Raw genomic sequence first — 16,149 nt, 5'->3', positions numbered from 1 at the left:
TCCCTTTCGGGCTTGGTCAGACCGATTCGTTCGCCGTCGCCGTTCGTCGGCGTAAACCAGGAAAAACGCACCTTCATCAAATTCTCCTCCCGAAAATGAAAAAAGCTCGTCATTGCAACATGCCGCAGCATCATTGCAACTAGAGCCTTCAGTGGTCTGATGGGCTTTTTTCAGTTCAAAAAGGGGCCTTGAAACTCTCGTCGAACAAGAGAACAAGGCCTCCAACTTGTCAGCTAGGCATTCCCATATGATTACTATGCATTTAACCAAAATTTAACACACGCCTGCCATAGTGTCAATGCGATTTTTCAGAACCGGTCACCGGTCACCACATGATCGGCAATTGAGGGGAAGCTGCGCGCAGCGCTTTTTCCAGCTCGGCTTTAATCCGCTTCAGCCCGTCCTGCGATTCCGCTTCCGCCCGCAGCACCAGGATCGGCTGTGTGTTGGAGCTGCGGACAAGTCCCCAGCCGTCGGGGAACAGCACCCGGACACCGTCCACTTCAACCGTCTCGTAACTTCCGCGGAAATGCTGCTTCACCTTGTTCAAAATGCCGGTTTTTTCATCTTCCCGGCACGGAACCCTCGTCTCGGGCGTCGCGCAATAGCGGGGCACGTCCGCAAAGCATTCCGAAAGACGCTTGTCCGTATGGCTCACGATTCTCAGCAGCCGCCCGGCGGCATACAGCCCGTCATCGAATCCGAAATATTCGTCGCGGAAGAACAAATGGCCCGACATTTCGCCGGTAAACGGCGTATTCAGCCTGCGCATCGAGGCCTTGATATGCGAATGCCCGGTTCGATGAAACACCGGCTTGCCACCCAGCTTCTCGATTTCTTCGATAAGCGCCTTCGAGCATTTGACTTCCACGAGCGCCTCGCAGCCCGGATATTTGGGAAGAATTTCCCGCCAGAACAGGATCATAAGCTGGTCGCCCCATAAAATATTACCCTGCTCGTCGACCACGCCGAGCCGGTCGCCGTCTCCGTCGAACGCGATGCCGAGATCGGCCTGCTCGGCTTTCACCCGCTCGATCAGATCGGTCAAATTTTTCGGATCGACCGGATCCGGGTGATGGTTCGGAAAGTCCGGATTCGATTGGCAGTAAAGCTCCACCACTTCGCAGCCCCAATTTCTCAACGCCTTCGGAGCGAACGGCGATGGCGTGCCGTTCCCGCAGTCGACTACGACTTTCAACTTGCGCGGTCCGAGCACGATTTTTTCTTTCAGCATAGACAAATAGGGCGTTTCGATGTCTTGCCGCTGCAGCAAATCCATATTCCAATCGAACGTTGACGGCAGGTTGTCTTCTTCCGCCAGCCTGCACATCGCTTTTCGCAAGTCCTGGATCGCTTCTCCGTAGATCGTCGAATAATTCATTGCGATCTTGAACCCGTTCTCGTCTCCGGGATTGTGGCTGGCCGTAATCATGACGCCGCTCGGGCGCTTCAAATATTCCAGCGCATAATAGAACATGGGTGTCGTCACTTCGCCGATATCGATGATCTGGCAGCCGGATTGCTGCAGTCCGCTAATGAGCGCCCGGTGAAATTCGGGCGAGGATTTGCGGTTGTCCCGTCCGACCACCACCGTATTCGCGCCGTCCGCTCCGGCCTTTTCCCCGAACGCTCTGCCGAGCAGATAGCAGAAAGGAAGATCGATTTGCTCATAGGCTTTGCCGCGAATATCGTACTCCCGGAACACGTCTCCCGGAATTCGAGTTGTATTACGTTGTGCAAGCTGCATAAGGATCCACCTCTCTCTTCTGATTGATCTGTTTCAGATAAAGCGCCTCTGTAATCAGGTAAGAGATGACCGCTTCCGCACCCTGGTTCAGGTTCGGGCCCGTATCCGTCAATCCGTCGTAACAGCTTCCTTCGGCCGCGTTAACCATGGAAACGCCCGCATCGTTCTCCCCATAGAACCAGTCCCGGCATTTCGCCGCAATTTCCGCATAACGGGTCGTCCCCGTTATCTGGAATGCTTTCGCAGCGGCCAGACACAGCTTCATGACGTCGATCGGCTGCTGGTCCCACAGCGCCCTGCTTTCGCGGCTGCACCACCCTTTGTTGCCGACGGGGCGAATTTGCCCTTTCTCATTCGTCGACAACCGGATTAGAAAATCGAGGCTTTCGGTCGCCACGTTCAAAATCCGGTTATCCCGGACGACTTCATACGCATTCAGCAGCCCCCATGGCAGGATCGCGTTGCTGTACGAGACGACCGGCTCGAACCAGTTCCAGCCGGCAGCGGCCTGCGAACGGTAAGCATCGACCAGCCTTTGCGTCAGCATTTCCAGCTCGTTCATCAAATGACGCGGATAGCGGTGAGCGATCAACAGGCTTAAAGCCGACATCGCATAAGCCTGCCCGCGCAGGAAGCGCATCGCGGACACTTGCGTCAGCGCCTTTTCCAGCACCGTCTCCGCCGCCACGCGGCGCTCCGGCTCCCGCAAGCGCACCAGCGCAAGCGCGGCTGCCCACAAGCAGCGCCCCAGGCAGTCGTCCGACGGCGCTTCCTTCTCCTGCGTGCGGTCGTACGCGATATTGTTGTGAAAATGCCCGTTATCCTTTTGCACCCATAGCAGAAAAGCCAAGTAAGTATCGATCAGATCGTTCAGCTTCCCGGCTTCCTCTTCTCCGGCCAAATCAAGCCATTCCAGACAAGCCCAAAGCGCTCTGGCCTGATCGTCCGTGCTGTACCCTTCCTTGCGGCGGGGAATCCGGCCGAGAGCATGCTCCACGATTCCCGTATCGTCCGTGAGACGGAGAATATGTTTGAAACGATTAACGGACGTTTGCAACTTCTCTCACCCCGGCAAACAACGCCGCATGTTGTCTGCCGATTTCCGGCCAGTGCATCGTTTGGCCGATGCGCCCCATATTGCGGGCACATGCTTCCAGCCGCTCGCGATTTTTCAGAAGCGAAACGATTTTCTCCGTCCACGCAGCCGCGTCCCCGGCGTCGACCAACAGTTCCGGGTAGTCGCGCAACAAATCGGTAGCGTACGAATACGGGGTAGACAATACCGGCCTTCCCAGTCCTACGGCATAAGCCAGCGTTCCGCTAGTAATTTGCTGCAAGCCCGGGTAAGGCGTCACGTAAATGTCGCAAGCCATAATGTGCTTGACCAGATCGGACTCTTCCATGTACCGGTCGATCATGACGACATGCGCGTCCATGCCGTTGCTGCGGATCAGCTCCCGCAGTTCGTCCCGGTAACGCTCGCCTTCCCGCTTTTTCACCTCCGGATGCGTTTGTCCGACAATCGCATACAGCACATCCGGAACTTGCTTGGCGATGTCGGGAAGGATGTTCAAAATCAGCTCCAGTCCTTTGCCGCGGCTCAACAGGCCGAAGGTCATCAAGACGCTGCGGCCGTTCCAGTTCAATTGCTGCCGGAACGCTTCTCTTCGATCGGGATCCGGCTCGGGCGTGCCGTGCGGGATAAAGCATATCTTCTCGACGGGAACGCCGAACGATTCATGCAAGTACTCGATCGCCTTGCGATTCATCACGATAATTTTCGCGCTCTTCTCGGCTATTTCTTGCTGAATATCGCGATAGGGCGGAAGAGGCCGCTCAAATACCGTATGGAACGTCGTCACAAGCGGCTTTTCCAAATGCCGTATGAATTGCAGTATATGGGCTCCCGCTTCGCCGCCGAATATCCCGAATTCATGCTGAAGGGATACGACGTCGATATCGGAATGATTGATTCTTCTGGCCATTTTCACGTAATCGTCCGCTTCGTCGCGGCGCAGCGGCCACAGAATCGGGTCTTCGACAGGCTCTTGCTGGTTGCCGGTAAGCACGACGACCGGGTCTTTGCCTTTCCAGTCCTTCGCGCCGTTCACCGCCTGTCTTAAATGAAACGTATAGGTCGCAAGACCGCACTTTTGCGGTACGTAAGTGCTGACATAAGCGATCCGGGTCATGCCTGCAACACCCCGATCCGGCTCATCACCGCTTCGTGCAAAATATGCTTCGAACCGATCTCGAGATCGTATCCGAAAATGCAATTGTTCATCACGACACCGTTATGGGCCAGGCAGCGGTCCCACATAATCGTCTCCGCGCAGCGCACATGCTTTCCGATTACGCAATCGTTGCCGATCACGCTAAACGGTCCGATAATGGAGCGTTCTCCGATTTTTACATTGTCCCCGATCAGAACCGGAGGAATCAGAAGTACGCCGGAATGAATATCGCAGTTTTTGCCGATCCAGATTCCTTTTCCGTTTTGCCGGCCCGGAAGCGGCAGCCGGTATGCCCGATTTAACAAGTCCCAGTGGATACGGCGGTACCGCTCTTTCGTCCCCATATCCATCCAGTAACCGGAAATGACGGTCCCGTAGACTCCTTCCCCCTTTTCAATCAGTAAAGGAAATGTTTCCCGCTCGATCGATACCTCCTGTTGTTCCGGAATATAGCGCAGCATCTCTTTGTCCATTACATATATTCCGGCATTGATCCGATTGGAAGGCGCTTCTTCCAGGCGAGGTTTTTCCACAAAACGGAGGATGCGTCCTTCTCCGTCCTGCTCGACAACGCCGTAATGCGTCGGGTCGTCCACCTCGGTTAATCCGATCGTCACGCCTCCCCCGTGTCGTTTATGGAATGCGAGCAACGGCTCGATCTCGATTTCATGAACGATATCCGCATTGATGACGATAAACCGGTCGTCCAGATAAGGCTCGGCGTTTTTGATGGCACCGGCAGTGCCGAGCAGCGTTTGTTCCACGGCATACTGAATGTTTACGCCCCATTTCTCGCCCGTGCCGAAATAGTTCTCAATCACTTCGGGGTAATGCTTTACCGCGATAACAAAGTGCCGAATCCCCTGTTTTTTCAGATGAACGATCAGATGTTCCAGCCAAGGGCGGTTAGCCACCAAAGCCATCGGCTTGGGCAAATTTTCCGTCAAAGGTCTTAACCGTGTTCCCAGTCCTCCAGCAAGCAGCAGTGCATTCATATTTCGAACCACCCTCCTAAAAATAAAAAAAGAAGCATTGTTTAAAGCCAGGGATCCTCACGCCTTTCGGCCAACAAAACTCCGTAATACGCGGTCCCCTAAAAGCAACTACGTATTGCGCATTTTGTTTGTGGACAAGCTTGATCTTGCTCGACTTGCCCAGTAAAAATCATTGGTTTTAAAAAATCTTCTTTTGTTTCGATTATGAAGTTTTTAGGAGTTTTCTGCGGGATGCGGCCATATCAGGCTTTGGGAGGAATTTTGAGCGGGCGCTTTCGCCAAACCGCTGCAGATCGTAAGAGGCGGCGAATTGCATTTCTATTTAACCGTTTCATGTTCTCCCTCCTTTCGACTATGTTATTATCACTCGGTAATATTGAGTGCTAACAAAATTTTATTCCGAATAAATGGGCGGCTCAAGTCCTGTTCATGGTAAATAGCGCCGAAATTGGATGGAAATACGGGAAAAATTTCAGAATCTTTATGAATTTCTTTTTATATCTCGATTGCACGCCCGCTCCAGCATGATCCCGAATGCGCAAAGCGCAAAGCCCGCACCGCCATTTCGGCGGAACGGGCTTTAAGCTGCCGTTATTGCTCGATCGCTGCCCCGATCACCTCACCATCGTATTGGCTGGCATCTGCGTTTCGGATTCGCATCGATAATCGCAGATCATTTCAGTCTATCAGAATAGTAAAGCGCCGGTTTCTTCTCGATTGCGCATTTGGCCGGATCATGAACCGCTTCAGGTCCAGCTCCGATTCCGAGCATTCGGCCACATACCGCTCATAATCGTCCATCTCCAGAAGCAGAACCTGGAAACATTCATCATCTTCGCAGTGCAGCATATCTCCGATCAATTTCAATTCGTCCGGCTTGACGAGCTTGCCGCGGCATAATTCCTGAAGCCACTTTTCCTGTATAAACTGGCGTTCTGCCCGTTCTCGGCCGCGAAGCTGATCACGTTCGTCGAGCAGCGCTTTCGCTTTGTCCATGCACTGCGCCAACGACTGCCTCGTTAACGGCTTCAGCAGAAAATCGAGCACGCCCAGCTGAATCGCTTCTTACGCGTAATGGAATTCACCGTATGCGCTCATGACTACAACGGCGATTTCCGGAAATTGCCGCCTCACTTTACGAATGTATTCCAAGCCGTCCAGCACCGGCATACGGATGTCCGTGATGACGAAATCCGGGCGCCAGATCGGCATGTACGCCAAAGCTTCCGCTCCGTTCGCCGCTTCCCCGACGATGCGGAAACCGCGTTCCTGCCAATTCACGAGCAATTGCAGCCCTTCTCTGACATCGGCTTCGTCGTCCACGATAATGGCTCTATACATCGGCACGGCCTCCTCCATTGCGAATCTGTAATGGCAGCAGCAGCGTCACTTTCGCGCCTCTCGGAGCGATGCGCTCCAGTTCGACGCCGAACGGCTCCCCGTACAGATACACGATCCGGTCATGAACATTGCGCAGTCCGATGCTTTTCGTCCCGCTCTCCGGACCGTTATTTTGCAGGGATTGCCGTACTTCCTCCAGCTTCTCGGGCGCAAATCCGGCGCCGTTATCCTCGACCGCGATTCGCAGCGTCCGTTCGTCCGTCCGGACCGACAGATGCAGCAGGCAATTCGTCGCGCTTTTCTCAATACTGTGAATAATCGCATTCTCCACAATCGGCTGAATAATGAACTTGGGAATCCGCAGCCCTTCCGCCGCCGGATCGACTTCCAGGACGAACCTGATTTTCTCTTTGAACCGCAGCTGCTGCAGCCGGATATAGTCCCGGACAAACCCCAGTTCCGTTTCGACCGGAATGAAATCGTCCTGCCAGCTGATGGTTCTCCGGAACAACTGGGCCAGCAGCTCGATTTTTTCAACCGTTTCGTCGTCCCTGCTTCGGAGCGCGCCGGTACGGATCGAATCGAGCGTATTAAACAAAAAATGAGGATTGATCTGGCTTTGAAGCGCTTTCAACTCCGTTTGTTTTTGCTTGAGCTCCAGATCTTTCCGCTTGATCTGACTTTCGTATACTTCTTCGACAAACTCTCTCAATCTTGTGGACATCAGGTTGAAGGTATGGCCCAGCTCGGCGATTTCATCTTTGCCTTCGATTTCGACGATTTTGAAAACAGGGCACGAGCTATTCCAGTCCTTTCAGACGAAATGACGCGTAATGCGTATGGCTTCCCTTGGAGTTGGAAAAACCGATCATGCCGTTCAAATACGGGCGGTCCCGATCCACATACACCAGTTTGACCTCGCCGTCTACGGCGATTTCAAACCGATTGCCCTGAGCCTTGACCCCGATCCGGTACTCTTGGCCAGTCGACCAATTCAAATCGACGCTTGCCAGTTCTCGATAGCCGTTGTCGTTTTTATACAGACAAAGCCGGTTGCCCTCGGCCAATCCGGCGGCATAGGAACGAATCCCGCCCTGCACACGGAATTGGATATTGTGATAACCGCCGAGCTTCGGCATGACCGTTGCGGTGAATTCATAATCCCGCCAGTTCAAATCTCCGGTGTAGCATTCCGCCGTTTCCCCGTAATAGCTTCCGCTCAGCTTCCCTTCGTCGAGCGTCCATTTACCCCGCAAATACGTGAATTGGCTGACTTCGATATGCGTACCGTGCCACTTTTCCAGCCGCTCATGCGCGAAGTCGATGGCATAATCCGGGCTGCCCGTGAAATCTACGTCATCCACGTACACGACGAGCGGTCCCCATCCGCCCTCCGGGATAAACTCTATGCCGGCTTCCAGCAAGCACGCGTTGTCGAGCGCCGGAATGCGGTAGCTCAAATCGAGCCATTGACCCGGCACAACCGTTAATTTCTCCGCATAATGGCGGGTGTCCGCATTCCGGTCCCGCACATACAGTCTATCGCTCTGCTCTCCGACGCGGGCACCTTAACCTTCGCCTTGATCGTTTGCCCCGGATAAAGTTTCGGCGAGAAGCTCGGATCGTACCTGCTGTCGTTGAAGTCTTCCGGACGGTAATACGTCTGGAGGTAGACGCGATAGCCGAAACCGCCGCTTGACCGGTCAAATACCGCTTTGAGCGACCGTTCTCCGCTTGCCGCTTCTTCGGCCGTATTTTCCACAAAGCTTGTAACGTGCTGGTCCTTGTTGTCCCAATCGGTGCGGAACGCATGCGTAGAACCGGGAAACTCGAAATGATATTGCGGACTTTCGCCGTTCAAGATCGGCTTCCACTTGCCGCGAGGCTCCGCGCCGGCGATTTTATAGCCGAGCTTCGCGATATATTCCGCACACCATGGCAGATCGAGCGCGTTCAGCGAGCCGATGACGCTGGAGCAGCACAGAAAGTCGTTGATCGGTTTCCGCCAGGACGGATCGATCCCCTCCAGTCCTACCAGCACCCCCATAATCGTGCCGACGTTCCCGACATTGCAATCCGTATCCCAGCCGCACATATTGCAAATATTGATGGCCCGCGAAAAATCGCCGCCGGAGTACAATAATGACAAGATGATTACCGCGGCATTCGGAATAATATGGCACACGCCCGGGTAGCGGTCATATCCGAAATGATCGTATACGAACCGGAAGCAATCGCGCCAGTTGTCGGGATGCTTGCGGTGAAAGTCGATGACGGCCCGGGCCATTCGGGCATATTCGCAATCGGACGGGATGACGGACAGCCCCGTCTCGATAATGCTGTGCACATCCCGCTCCGTGAACGCCGCCGCAATGCAGGCCGCGATAAACATGCCGCCGTATTTGCCGTTGCCGTCATGCGATACGCTTGCGATCTTCTCCGCATAATGAGCGGCCAGCGGAGCGTTCCCGGGCGCGATAAGCCCCCACACATCGATGAAGATTTGCCCTCCGATCTGCTCGGCGACGGCGGCGCCGTTCTGCTCGATGGACCCTGAGCGCGGAGCCGGTATCCCGTTCCTCAAATTCAGGTATGCCGTATGCTCCGTAGACTTGCCGTAACCGCCCCACCAAAAGAAGCCGTGGCCGTCAGGCGCGTAATTGAGCCAGGTCAGCCCCATCTGCTCCGCGGTAATATCCGGCGTATGCGTATAATCCTCCAGCGCTCTCAGGAAGAACAGCGGGCCGTTCGTATCGTCGTCCGCCGCAAAATTTTTAAAATGATGCAAATACGTCGTAATTTCACCGAAGGTGCGCTGCAGCTGCTCATACGTCCTTCCACATTGCCGCCGTGACGGACGCCGATTACCTTGCCGACCCAACCGGCATACACCTTCTCGATATAATTCTCCGGTATCGGATGATTCGTATGAATCGTCTTGACACTCGATTCGATGGTTGACAAACGTTTCCTCTCCTTTGCAATCGATTTTGCCGCTATTCGGGAAATACCGGTTCTTCGTCCTGTTCCGTGCGCAAAATGAACAAAGCGGACTGCTCGCGATACGCTTGCGGCGTCATCCCGACAATCTGGCGGAATGCGCGATAAAACGGGCTAATATTTTGAAAGCCGCAGCTCATGCAAATTTCCGTTACGGTCCGTTCCGTCCCTGACAGCAGCTTCTTCGCTTCGTTGATGCGCAATTGCGTCAAATATTCTTTAAAACCCTCGCCCATAATGTGCTTAAACAAATGCCGGGCTCTGGAACAGCTCAGCTTGAGCTGCTTCGCCATATCTTCCAGGCCGATATTTTCGCGGAAGCGGTCCCGCAAAAAAGCGAGCGCAGGCTGCAGCCGCATATATTGCTCATATATTTGGTTAAATTGTTCCTTACAGCCCGGATGATTGCTGTAGTGACGGAGGAGCAAGGCGCATATTTGCAGCAAAAGGCCTTTCATGATCTGGCGGTATCCCGCCTGCTTGTTCAACTGTTCGGTTCGCATTTGACGGATCAATTCCCCGATTTGCCGGGCGGCCGGCAGCTCCTTGGCCATTTTATTCGTAAACTTCTTCGGATTATAGACGAATGGCAGCAGCAGCTCCTTGTCGCCGTCGCCGAACAGCTCGGGCCTGAAGTTGACAAACAAATAGTTGCTCGGATCTGCGGCATCCGATTGCGCGATATGACGCTCCAAATTGTTGACGACAAAAATATCCCCTGCGGTCACCTCGTACGTTTTATCGCCGAAATAAAACCAGCCTTTCCCGGAAAGGCACAGGCCGATCTCCAGGGATGCGTGCCAGTGGAACGGCTCGACGTAGGTGCGGGGAGACCACTCGTCGACTCGAAGCGGCATCTCATGATCGTATCGGTACTTTTCTTCCACCTTCTCACCCTTGCGCCCCGATGTTGCGAAATACGTTATAGCTCCGATTCGCGCATTCCGAAATCGCGATCGGGTTAAAGCCTTTTATTCCCGCATACAGCGTATCATGAAATCGGCCGGTCCATCGCTGCGGCAGACGGCTCGCCCCGAGCATCGCGCCCATAACGGACCCCGCCGTCGCGCCGTTGCAGTCCGTATCCCAGCCGCCGAGTACAGCGGTCGTAATCGCTTTCTCGAAATCTCCCCGGGCATAGATCAGGGCGGCGGCGACCAGCGCGGCATTGTTGTTCGTATGAACCCAGTGGTAGTGATTGAACCGGTCCCATATCCGGCCGACCAATTCCTCCTGGCTTGTCGAGGACCGGGCAATTTCGATCGCGGCCCGCACATCGGCGGCCAGCCTGGACGTGCCGGGAATTTCGCTCAAGCCGATTTCGACAGCCTCGTCGATGTCATCGGTGACGAATGCGGCGGATATCATCGCCGCGGCGAACATCTCGCCGTAAATCCCGTTCTTCACATGGGAGAACGAAGCGTCCCGCCATGCCAGCTCCGCGGCCAGTTCCGGATTGCCCGCCGCCCCATAGGCCCAGCCGTCGGCGCGAATCATCGCTCCGATCCATTCCCGGTACGGATTGAGATGCATGCGGACTTTATCCTTCGCCGCCTGCCATTGCTCCTCGCCGATATCCCCGGCCGGGTCAAACAAACGGTGGAAATTGATATACGCTTGTCTCTCCGCCGTAAAGACATCCCCGCAGTCCAGGTATTCGTGCCAGAGCTTCCCGATATCCGGCGTGCTCCAATTCAGACTTTTGCGTTCCAGCATAATCAAGCCGATGATCGTATACCGGAGATCGTCATCCGTCTCCATGTACCGGATATTTTCCCGATAGCTCGGTTCGGAGCCCCACGGCTGCAGACGCAAGCCCAGCTCTTCGGCGCGGGAGCGGCCCGGCGTATAATCGCGAATCGGCCAGGCGTCCGCGCCCTGGAACCAGAGCATAATGTTTTTCCATCCCGGGTTTCCGCCGGCTCCCGCAACGAACGGCTCGTATTCCAGCGGCTTGCCCAAGGCGCAGCCGGCGCATCTCCCCAACCACGCGCCATAAAATTTGTCCTTCCATCGCTCCTCCGGCCAGTCGCGCGTGATTTTCCTCGGTCCTTCCGGCCGGAGATTGCGGATTCCTGCCAAATCCGAAGGTTCCGCGAACGGAAAGTCATGGGCGACCGGCAGCGCCTGCAGCTCGTCATACAGTTGCTGCTGCTTAAGCTCATCCGCCGGCAAGTTCGCGACCTTACTCTCAAATTCGGCCACATCGCTGCCTTCCTCTTTCTTCTGAATCAACTCCAGCCTGATCAGATTCGGCAATTGATCGTAGTACTCCATATCCGCCACCCCGCTACAATTCAAGATACCATTCTCATCTTCATCTTATATAATAATGAGGACGATCGTCTTGCTATAATCAGCTGAAAAATTTCGAAAAACGGCTATAATTCCCTTTCATTGTTTCTGTAAGGCAGCGTAATATAAACCGAAGTCTGATTGATCATCGCCCCCGCTTCGGTTTGATTCAATATTTTCATCAGTACGTATTGAAGCGTCTGCAGGTCGTTGCCGATAGTGAAGAAAAGCGTATCCTGCCACGAATTCCATTGGCCCACCGCTACGAACAAGCCGATTGTCGCCATGACCGGCGTGGACAGCGGCAGCATGATCCGGAAAAAAACGTACAGATCGTTTGCGCCGTCGATATACGCCGATTCGATCAACGAGTCGGGAATCGTCTTGAAGTTGGTGCGAATCAGAATCATATGAAAGGCGCTGATCAGCCCCGGTAAAATATAAACCCAGAACGTATTGTAGATATGAATCGCTTTGAACAAAATAAAGGTCGGGATCAAGCCGCCTGACACGAACATGGTCAAGATGAACAGCGTATTCCAAAACTTGTAGCCTACAAGGTCCCGCTTCGTCAGCGCATAGGCCAGCATCGCCGTACATAACACGGATGTTACGGTTCCGATTACGGTGCGGAGCACGCTCATAACCGCGGCGTCAACCAATGCGTCATACCGGAAGATGACCGCGTAGTTGGACAGCGTAAATTTGCGGGGAAAAAACGTCAGGTCTCCGCGCATGGAATCGACCGCATCATTCAACGAGTAAGCGAGCACATGCAAAAACGGATACAGCGTCACGATCATCAAGCAAACGAGGGCGCAAGTATTGACCGTATCAAAAGCGATATCTTTCCATCTATGTCTCATCCGGTTACCTCTCTTCTTACAGAATGTTGTCCTCGCCCAATCTCTTGGCGATATGGTTCACAATAAACAACAGGACCAGAGATACAACCAGGCGGAACAGGCCGACTGCCGTCGCAAAGGAATACATGGCGTTTCCAAGCCCCATTCTGTACACATACGTATCGATGACTTCGGAGTACTCGCGAACCATCGGATTGCCCAGCAAATAGGAAGGATCGAATCCGGCGTTCAAGATGCCGCTGACGCTCAGGATGAGCAGTACGACGATCGTCGGACGAATGCAGGGCAGCGTAATATGCCACATTTTGCGCAATCGTCCCGCGCCGTCCACGCTGGCCGCATCGTACAATTCGGTGTCTACGGCAGACATGGCGGCAATGTAGATGATGGCGTCCCAACCAATGGACTTCCATACATTGATGCCGACGACCAGTATCCAGAACAAATGAGGCTCGGCGAAGAAAAAGATCGGCTCGTCGATGATCCCCAGCTTCATCAGCATCCGGTTCACCAGCCCGTCGGAAGGCGACAGGAGCGTCAGAAAAAGGTTGGCGACGACCACATACGAGATGAAATGGGGGAGATACGATACCGTTTGGACCGTACGTTTGAAGAAGACGCCTTTCACTTCATTCAGCAATAGCGCCAGAATAACGGCTCCCAATGTGCCGAATACGATATTCAGCACGCTGATCGCCAATGTGTTGCGGAGCAGCGCAAATAACATTTCATCCTGGAAAAACGCCTGGAAATGCTTGAACCCGACCCACGCGCTGCCCATAATCCCTTTTCCCGGATTATAATCCTGGAAAGCCATAATCCAGCCCCAAATCGGCGCGTAACAAAATACAATCGCCCAAATGACAAACGGAATACTGAAGCAGAGCAGTATTTTCTGCTTTCTGAGCTTCCTCCACAGCCGTCCCCGCTGCAAGGCAGCGGTCAAATCCGGAACGGACCCGCTTTGCGCATTATTCATTTCGATACATCCTCTCTGTATACAAGCCCCGTCGTCATCACTGTTCTTTCCGGTAAGGCTCCATGGACTTCAGTTACCACTCCCGTCTTCAAGTTTTGGTGAAAGCGTATACATCTTATGATGCTATCATACAGCAGGAGGCAAAAGGAGAATATCCAAATTACTGGACATTCATATTTGTAAACGATCTTTTTGGGGCTGTCCGGATTACGGACGATTGCGAAAAACGTAGTGGGCACGAATCGCGAGGTTAGGGTAAGAGCTGGAGAGAAACCCGGCTTGGCGTCGCCTTCCGCCGGGAAGCGGCGGAGAGCATGGACCGTGGCAGTCCGATGCCGATTTCGAACCGGGCGACAAGTCCCGGTTCGATTCGGATCGGGGGCGGCTATGCCGCGACGATGCGGCGCATCATCTGCGGGCCAGCAAATACAGAAAATACGGCGCGCCGATCACCGCGGCGACGATGCCGGCGGGAATTTCGGACGGCTCGAGAATCCAGCGGCCGATCGTATCGGCCACTATGAGCAGAAGCGAGCCGGTCAGCGCGGATGTCGGCAGAAGCAGCCGATGCTGCGGACCGACGAGACGGCGCGCCAGATGGGGGCCGATCAGGCCGATGAAGCCGATGCCGCCGCTTACCGCGACGGATGTGCCGGCCAGGCCCACAGCGGACGCCAGCAGGGCGAGCCGCTCCTTCTCGACGGGCGCGCCCAATCCCGCGGCCGTCTGTTCGCCGAGGTTCAACACGTCGAGCGCGCGCGCCTTGCTGTAAACGTACGGAAGAAGCAGACAGATCCACGGAAGAAGCGCAAGCACGTATTTCCAGTTCGATCCCCATATGCTCCCGGCGAGCCATGTCGCGACGAACTGATATTTTTCCGGATTCAGCCGCAGCGTCAGCACGATCATCGCCGCATTGATGCCCGCGGCAACCGCAATGCCGGCGAGCACAAGTCTGGTCGGTGAGATACCTTCATGCCGCTTGTACGCAAATGCATAGACGAGCAGCGCCGCCAGCCCCGACCCGAGCAGGGCGAGCAGCGGGAGCAAAAAGATCGAACCGATCGGCAATGACGGGAATAGCGAGACAACGAGCATGACGAACAGCCCTGCGCCGGCATTGATGCCGAGAATGCCGGGGTCGGCCAGCGCATTGCGGGAAACGCCCTGCAGAATGCAGCCGGACACAGCCAATCCGGCGCCCGCCAAAATGGCGATGACGATGCGCGGCAGCCGGAACTCGAACAATACGAGCGACTGCTTGTCCGTTCCCATGCCGAACAATGTCGTGATGACTTCAACCGGCGTCAGCGGCGTATAGCCGACGTTCATGCTGAACACAAATGCGGCGACGACGAGGGCACCGATGATCGCCATCACCGCAATGCCCCGCCTTATTCTGCGGCGTTGGCCGGTTAACACCTGGTACGTTTCCACTACAATCCTCTCCTCTCTTTACGCGCCAGATAAAGAAAGAACGGCACGCCAAGCAGCGCGATCAGCGCCCCGAGCGGAATTTCGCTGGGAGGATTGATCGTTCTCGCCGCCAGATCGGAGAGAATGACGAGCAGGCTGCCGAGTATCGCCGAGCACGGAATGATCCAGCGGTAATCGACGCCGACAAGGTAGCGTGTAAGGTGGGGAATGATCAGGCCGACAAATCCGACGGCCCCGACGACCGCGACGGCGGAGCCGGCCAGCACAAGCACGACGACCATCCCCGCGAGCTTGACGAGTCCGGTCCGCTGTCCGAGACCTGCCGCGACTTCTTCTCCCAGACTGAGCAGCGTGATCGAACGGGACAGCATGATCGCGGCGAGCAGCGCGCCGGCGACCCACGGCGCCATCAATCCGAGCTGCTCCCATGTCGTCCCCGCCACGCCGCCCGCAAACCAGAACGCCAGGTCCTGGCCGATGTGGAAATATAGCGCGATGCCTTCGCTGAGCGCCGTCATCAGGGCGCTGACCGCGGCTCCGGCGAGCACAAGGCGAAGCGGCGTCAATCCTCCCCGCGCCAGCGAACCGATGCCGTAAACGAGCCCGGCGCCGATACCCGCGCCGACGAAAGCGTACAAAATAAGCGTCATAAACGACAGTCCGGGAAAAAAGGCGAAGCATATCGCCATCATGAGGCCCGCTCCGGCATTCAGGCCCAAAAGGCCGGAATCCGCCATCGGGTTGCGCGTCATCCCTTGCATCATCGCCCCCGCGACGGCTAAGCTCGCGCCGACCATCGCCCCGCCCAGCACGCGGGGAAGGCGAAGTTCCCGTATGATCTGATGCGCGGTCAAGTCCGGATTGAAACGAAATATCGCTTCCCACACTGTCATCCAATCGATATCCGCCGCGCCGAACATTACGGATACGGCGACGAAAACGACGAGGGCGATGAAGCCGCCGAACAGAATAATGGCGGCGGCCAGCGGCCTGGACCGGATGACCGGCGCGGACGGCTGAGCCGCATCATTCGTCATGTCGGATACAGCTTGCATATCGGTTCTCCTTTACTTCGATGTTACGGTTTTGCATGTTGTTCGTTTCCGGCAATGCCGCAATGTAAGCTAAAATCTTGGATCGGGTCTTTCCTCCGTTCGTATGTCGTGATAATGATACTCATTATCGTATATTATATCGATTTGCTTTCCCTGTCTATAACTTTCGGCAAAAATTATATCGTGCGATCGGCTTCCAT

The 16,149-nt window shown here is 55.0% G+C and carries 15 protein-coding genes and 1 pseudogene; all 16 read right to left on the bottom strand.

The features are described from left to right. Positions 1 to 325: 325 nt before the first annotated feature. The 16 genes and pseudogenes from ABEV74_RS14455 to ABEV74_RS14380 all read right to left on the bottom strand — a co-directional run bounded on the left by ABEV74_RS14455 (position 326) and on the right by ABEV74_RS14380 (position 15,949). Positions 326 to 1,747, bottom strand: a complete 1,422-nt coding sequence (locus ABEV74_RS14455) for a phosphomannomutase/phosphoglucomutase (RefSeq protein WP_430146882.1) — start codon at positions 1,745 to 1,747, stop codon at positions 326 to 328. Then, positions 1,728 to 2,804 carry a glycosyl transferase gene (locus ABEV74_RS14450; protein ID WP_430146880.1) on the bottom strand — a complete coding sequence of 359 codons (1,077 nt, stop codon included), beginning with the start codon at positions 2,802 to 2,804 and terminating at the stop codon, positions 1,728 to 1,730. Before ABEV74_RS14450 ends, ABEV74_RS14455 begins: the two co-directional genes overlap by 20 nt. Continuing rightward, on the bottom strand, positions 2,788 to 3,939 hold the full coding sequence (locus ABEV74_RS14445; RefSeq protein ID WP_430146878.1) for a glycosyltransferase family 4 protein: 1,152 nt from the start codon (positions 3,937 to 3,939) through the stop codon (positions 2,788 to 2,790). Before ABEV74_RS14445 ends, ABEV74_RS14450 begins: the two co-directional genes overlap by 17 nt. Beyond that, positions 3,936 to 4,976, bottom strand: a complete 1,041-nt coding sequence (locus ABEV74_RS14440) for a nucleotidyltransferase family protein (protein WP_062492857.1) — start codon at positions 4,974 to 4,976, stop codon at positions 3,936 to 3,938. Before ABEV74_RS14440 ends, ABEV74_RS14445 begins: the two co-directional genes overlap by 4 nt. Before the next feature lie 678 nt (positions 4,977 to 5,654). Further along, the gene (locus tag ABEV74_RS14435; protein ID WP_430146876.1) at positions 5,655 to 6,023 is read right to left on the bottom strand and encodes a hypothetical protein; all 369 of its coding nucleotides are present in this window, start codon (positions 6,021 to 6,023) and stop codon (positions 5,655 to 5,657) included. An 18-nt stretch (positions 6,024 to 6,041) separates the two neighbouring features. Next, on the bottom strand, positions 6,042 to 6,317 hold the full coding sequence (locus ABEV74_RS14430) for a response regulator (protein ID WP_430146874.1): 276 nt from the start codon (positions 6,315 to 6,317) through the stop codon (positions 6,042 to 6,044). Beyond that, positions 6,310 to 7,029 (bottom strand): sensor histidine kinase, encoded by a 720-nt coding sequence (locus ABEV74_RS14425; protein ID WP_430146872.1) that lies wholly within the window; start codon positions 7,027 to 7,029, stop codon positions 6,310 to 6,312. Before ABEV74_RS14425 ends, ABEV74_RS14430 begins: the two co-directional genes overlap by 8 nt. After that, positions 7,030 to 7,089: pseudogene (locus ABEV74_RS14420) on the bottom strand (hypothetical protein); the annotation flags it as partial. 28 nt (positions 7,090 to 7,117) lie between these two features. Beyond that, on the bottom strand, positions 7,118 to 7,798 hold the full coding sequence (locus ABEV74_RS14415) for a hypothetical protein (protein WP_430146870.1): 681 nt from the start codon (positions 7,796 to 7,798) through the stop codon (positions 7,118 to 7,120). Positions 7,799 to 7,803: 5 nt separating this feature from the next. Then, a complete protein-coding gene (locus tag ABEV74_RS14410) occupies positions 7,804 to 9,198 on the bottom strand; it encodes an ADP-ribosylglycohydrolase family protein (protein ID WP_430146868.1) in 1,395 nt (464 codons plus the stop codon). A gap of 115 nt (positions 9,199 to 9,313) precedes the next feature. Continuing rightward, entirely contained in the window at positions 9,314 to 10,204 is an 891-nt protein-coding gene (locus ABEV74_RS14405) for an AraC family transcriptional regulator (protein WP_430146866.1), read from the bottom strand. Between the two features lie 4 nt (positions 10,205 to 10,208). Next, positions 10,209 to 11,594 (bottom strand): ADP-ribosylglycohydrolase family protein, encoded by a 1,386-nt coding sequence (locus ABEV74_RS14400; RefSeq protein ID WP_430146864.1) that lies wholly within the window; start codon positions 11,592 to 11,594, stop codon positions 10,209 to 10,211. Positions 11,595 to 11,698: 104 nt separating this feature from the next. Next, positions 11,699 to 12,478 carry a carbohydrate ABC transporter permease gene (locus tag ABEV74_RS14395; RefSeq protein ID WP_430146862.1) on the bottom strand — a complete coding sequence of 260 codons (780 nt, stop codon included), beginning with the start codon at positions 12,476 to 12,478 and terminating at the stop codon, positions 11,699 to 11,701. A gap of 16 nt (positions 12,479 to 12,494) precedes the next feature. Continuing rightward, a complete protein-coding gene (locus ABEV74_RS14390; RefSeq protein WP_430146860.1) occupies positions 12,495 to 13,457 on the bottom strand; it encodes an ABC transporter permease in 963 nt (320 codons plus the stop codon). A gap of 408 nt (positions 13,458 to 13,865) precedes the next feature. Further along, positions 13,866 to 14,834 (bottom strand): FecCD family ABC transporter permease, encoded by a 969-nt coding sequence (locus ABEV74_RS14385; protein WP_430146894.1) that lies wholly within the window; start codon positions 14,832 to 14,834, stop codon positions 13,866 to 13,868. 59 nt (positions 14,835 to 14,893) lie between these two features. Next, a complete protein-coding gene (locus ABEV74_RS14380; RefSeq protein ID WP_213527350.1) occupies positions 14,894 to 15,949 on the bottom strand; it encodes a FecCD family ABC transporter permease in 1,056 nt (351 codons plus the stop codon). Positions 15,950 to 16,149 lie beyond the last annotated feature (200 nt).

The sequence above is a fragment of the Paenibacillus cisolokensis genome, assembly GCF_050481165.1.
GTDB lineage: Bacteria > Bacillota > Bacilli > Paenibacillales > Paenibacillaceae > Paenibacillus_AH > Paenibacillus_AH cisolokensis.
The sequence above is the reverse complement of the archived record's forward strand: the minus strand, read 5'-3'. Positions and strand labels throughout refer to the sequence as shown.

What these genes read in the sequence shown, in the direction of transcription:
- ABEV74_RS14455 (WP_430146882.1), bottom strand. Translation starts at nt 1,747, where the DNA reads ATGCAGCTTGCACAACGTAATACAACTCGAATTCCGGGAGACGTGTTC.
- ABEV74_RS14445 (WP_430146878.1), bottom strand. Translation starts at nt 3,939, where the DNA reads ATGACCCGGATCGCTTATGTCAGCACTTACGTACCGCAAAAGTGCGGT.
- ABEV74_RS14440 (WP_062492857.1), bottom strand. Translation starts at nt 4,976, where the DNA reads ATGAATGCACTGCTGCTTGCTGGAGGACTGGGAACACGGTTAAGACCT.
- ABEV74_RS14430 (WP_430146874.1), bottom strand. Translation starts at nt 6,317, where the DNA reads ATGTATAGAGCCATTATCGTGGACGACGAAGCCGATGTCAGAGAAGGG.
- ABEV74_RS14400 (WP_430146864.1), bottom strand. Translation starts at nt 11,594, where the DNA reads ATGGAGTACTACGATCAATTGCCGAATCTGATCAGGCTGGAGTTGATT.
- ABEV74_RS14395 (WP_430146862.1), bottom strand. Translation starts at nt 12,478, where the DNA reads ATGAGACATAGATGGAAAGATATCGCTTTTGATACGGTCAATACTTGC.
- ABEV74_RS14390 (WP_430146860.1), bottom strand. Translation starts at nt 13,457, where the DNA reads ATGAATAATGCGCAAAGCGGGTCCGTTCCGGATTTGACCGCTGCCTTG.
- ABEV74_RS14385 (WP_430146894.1), bottom strand. Translation starts at nt 14,834, where the DNA reads ATGGCGATCATCGGTGCCCTCGTCGTCGCCGCATTTGTGTTCAGCATG.
- ABEV74_RS14380 (WP_213527350.1), bottom strand. Translation starts at nt 15,949, where the DNA reads ATGCAAGCTGTATCCGACATGACGAATGATGCGGCTCAGCCGTCCGCG.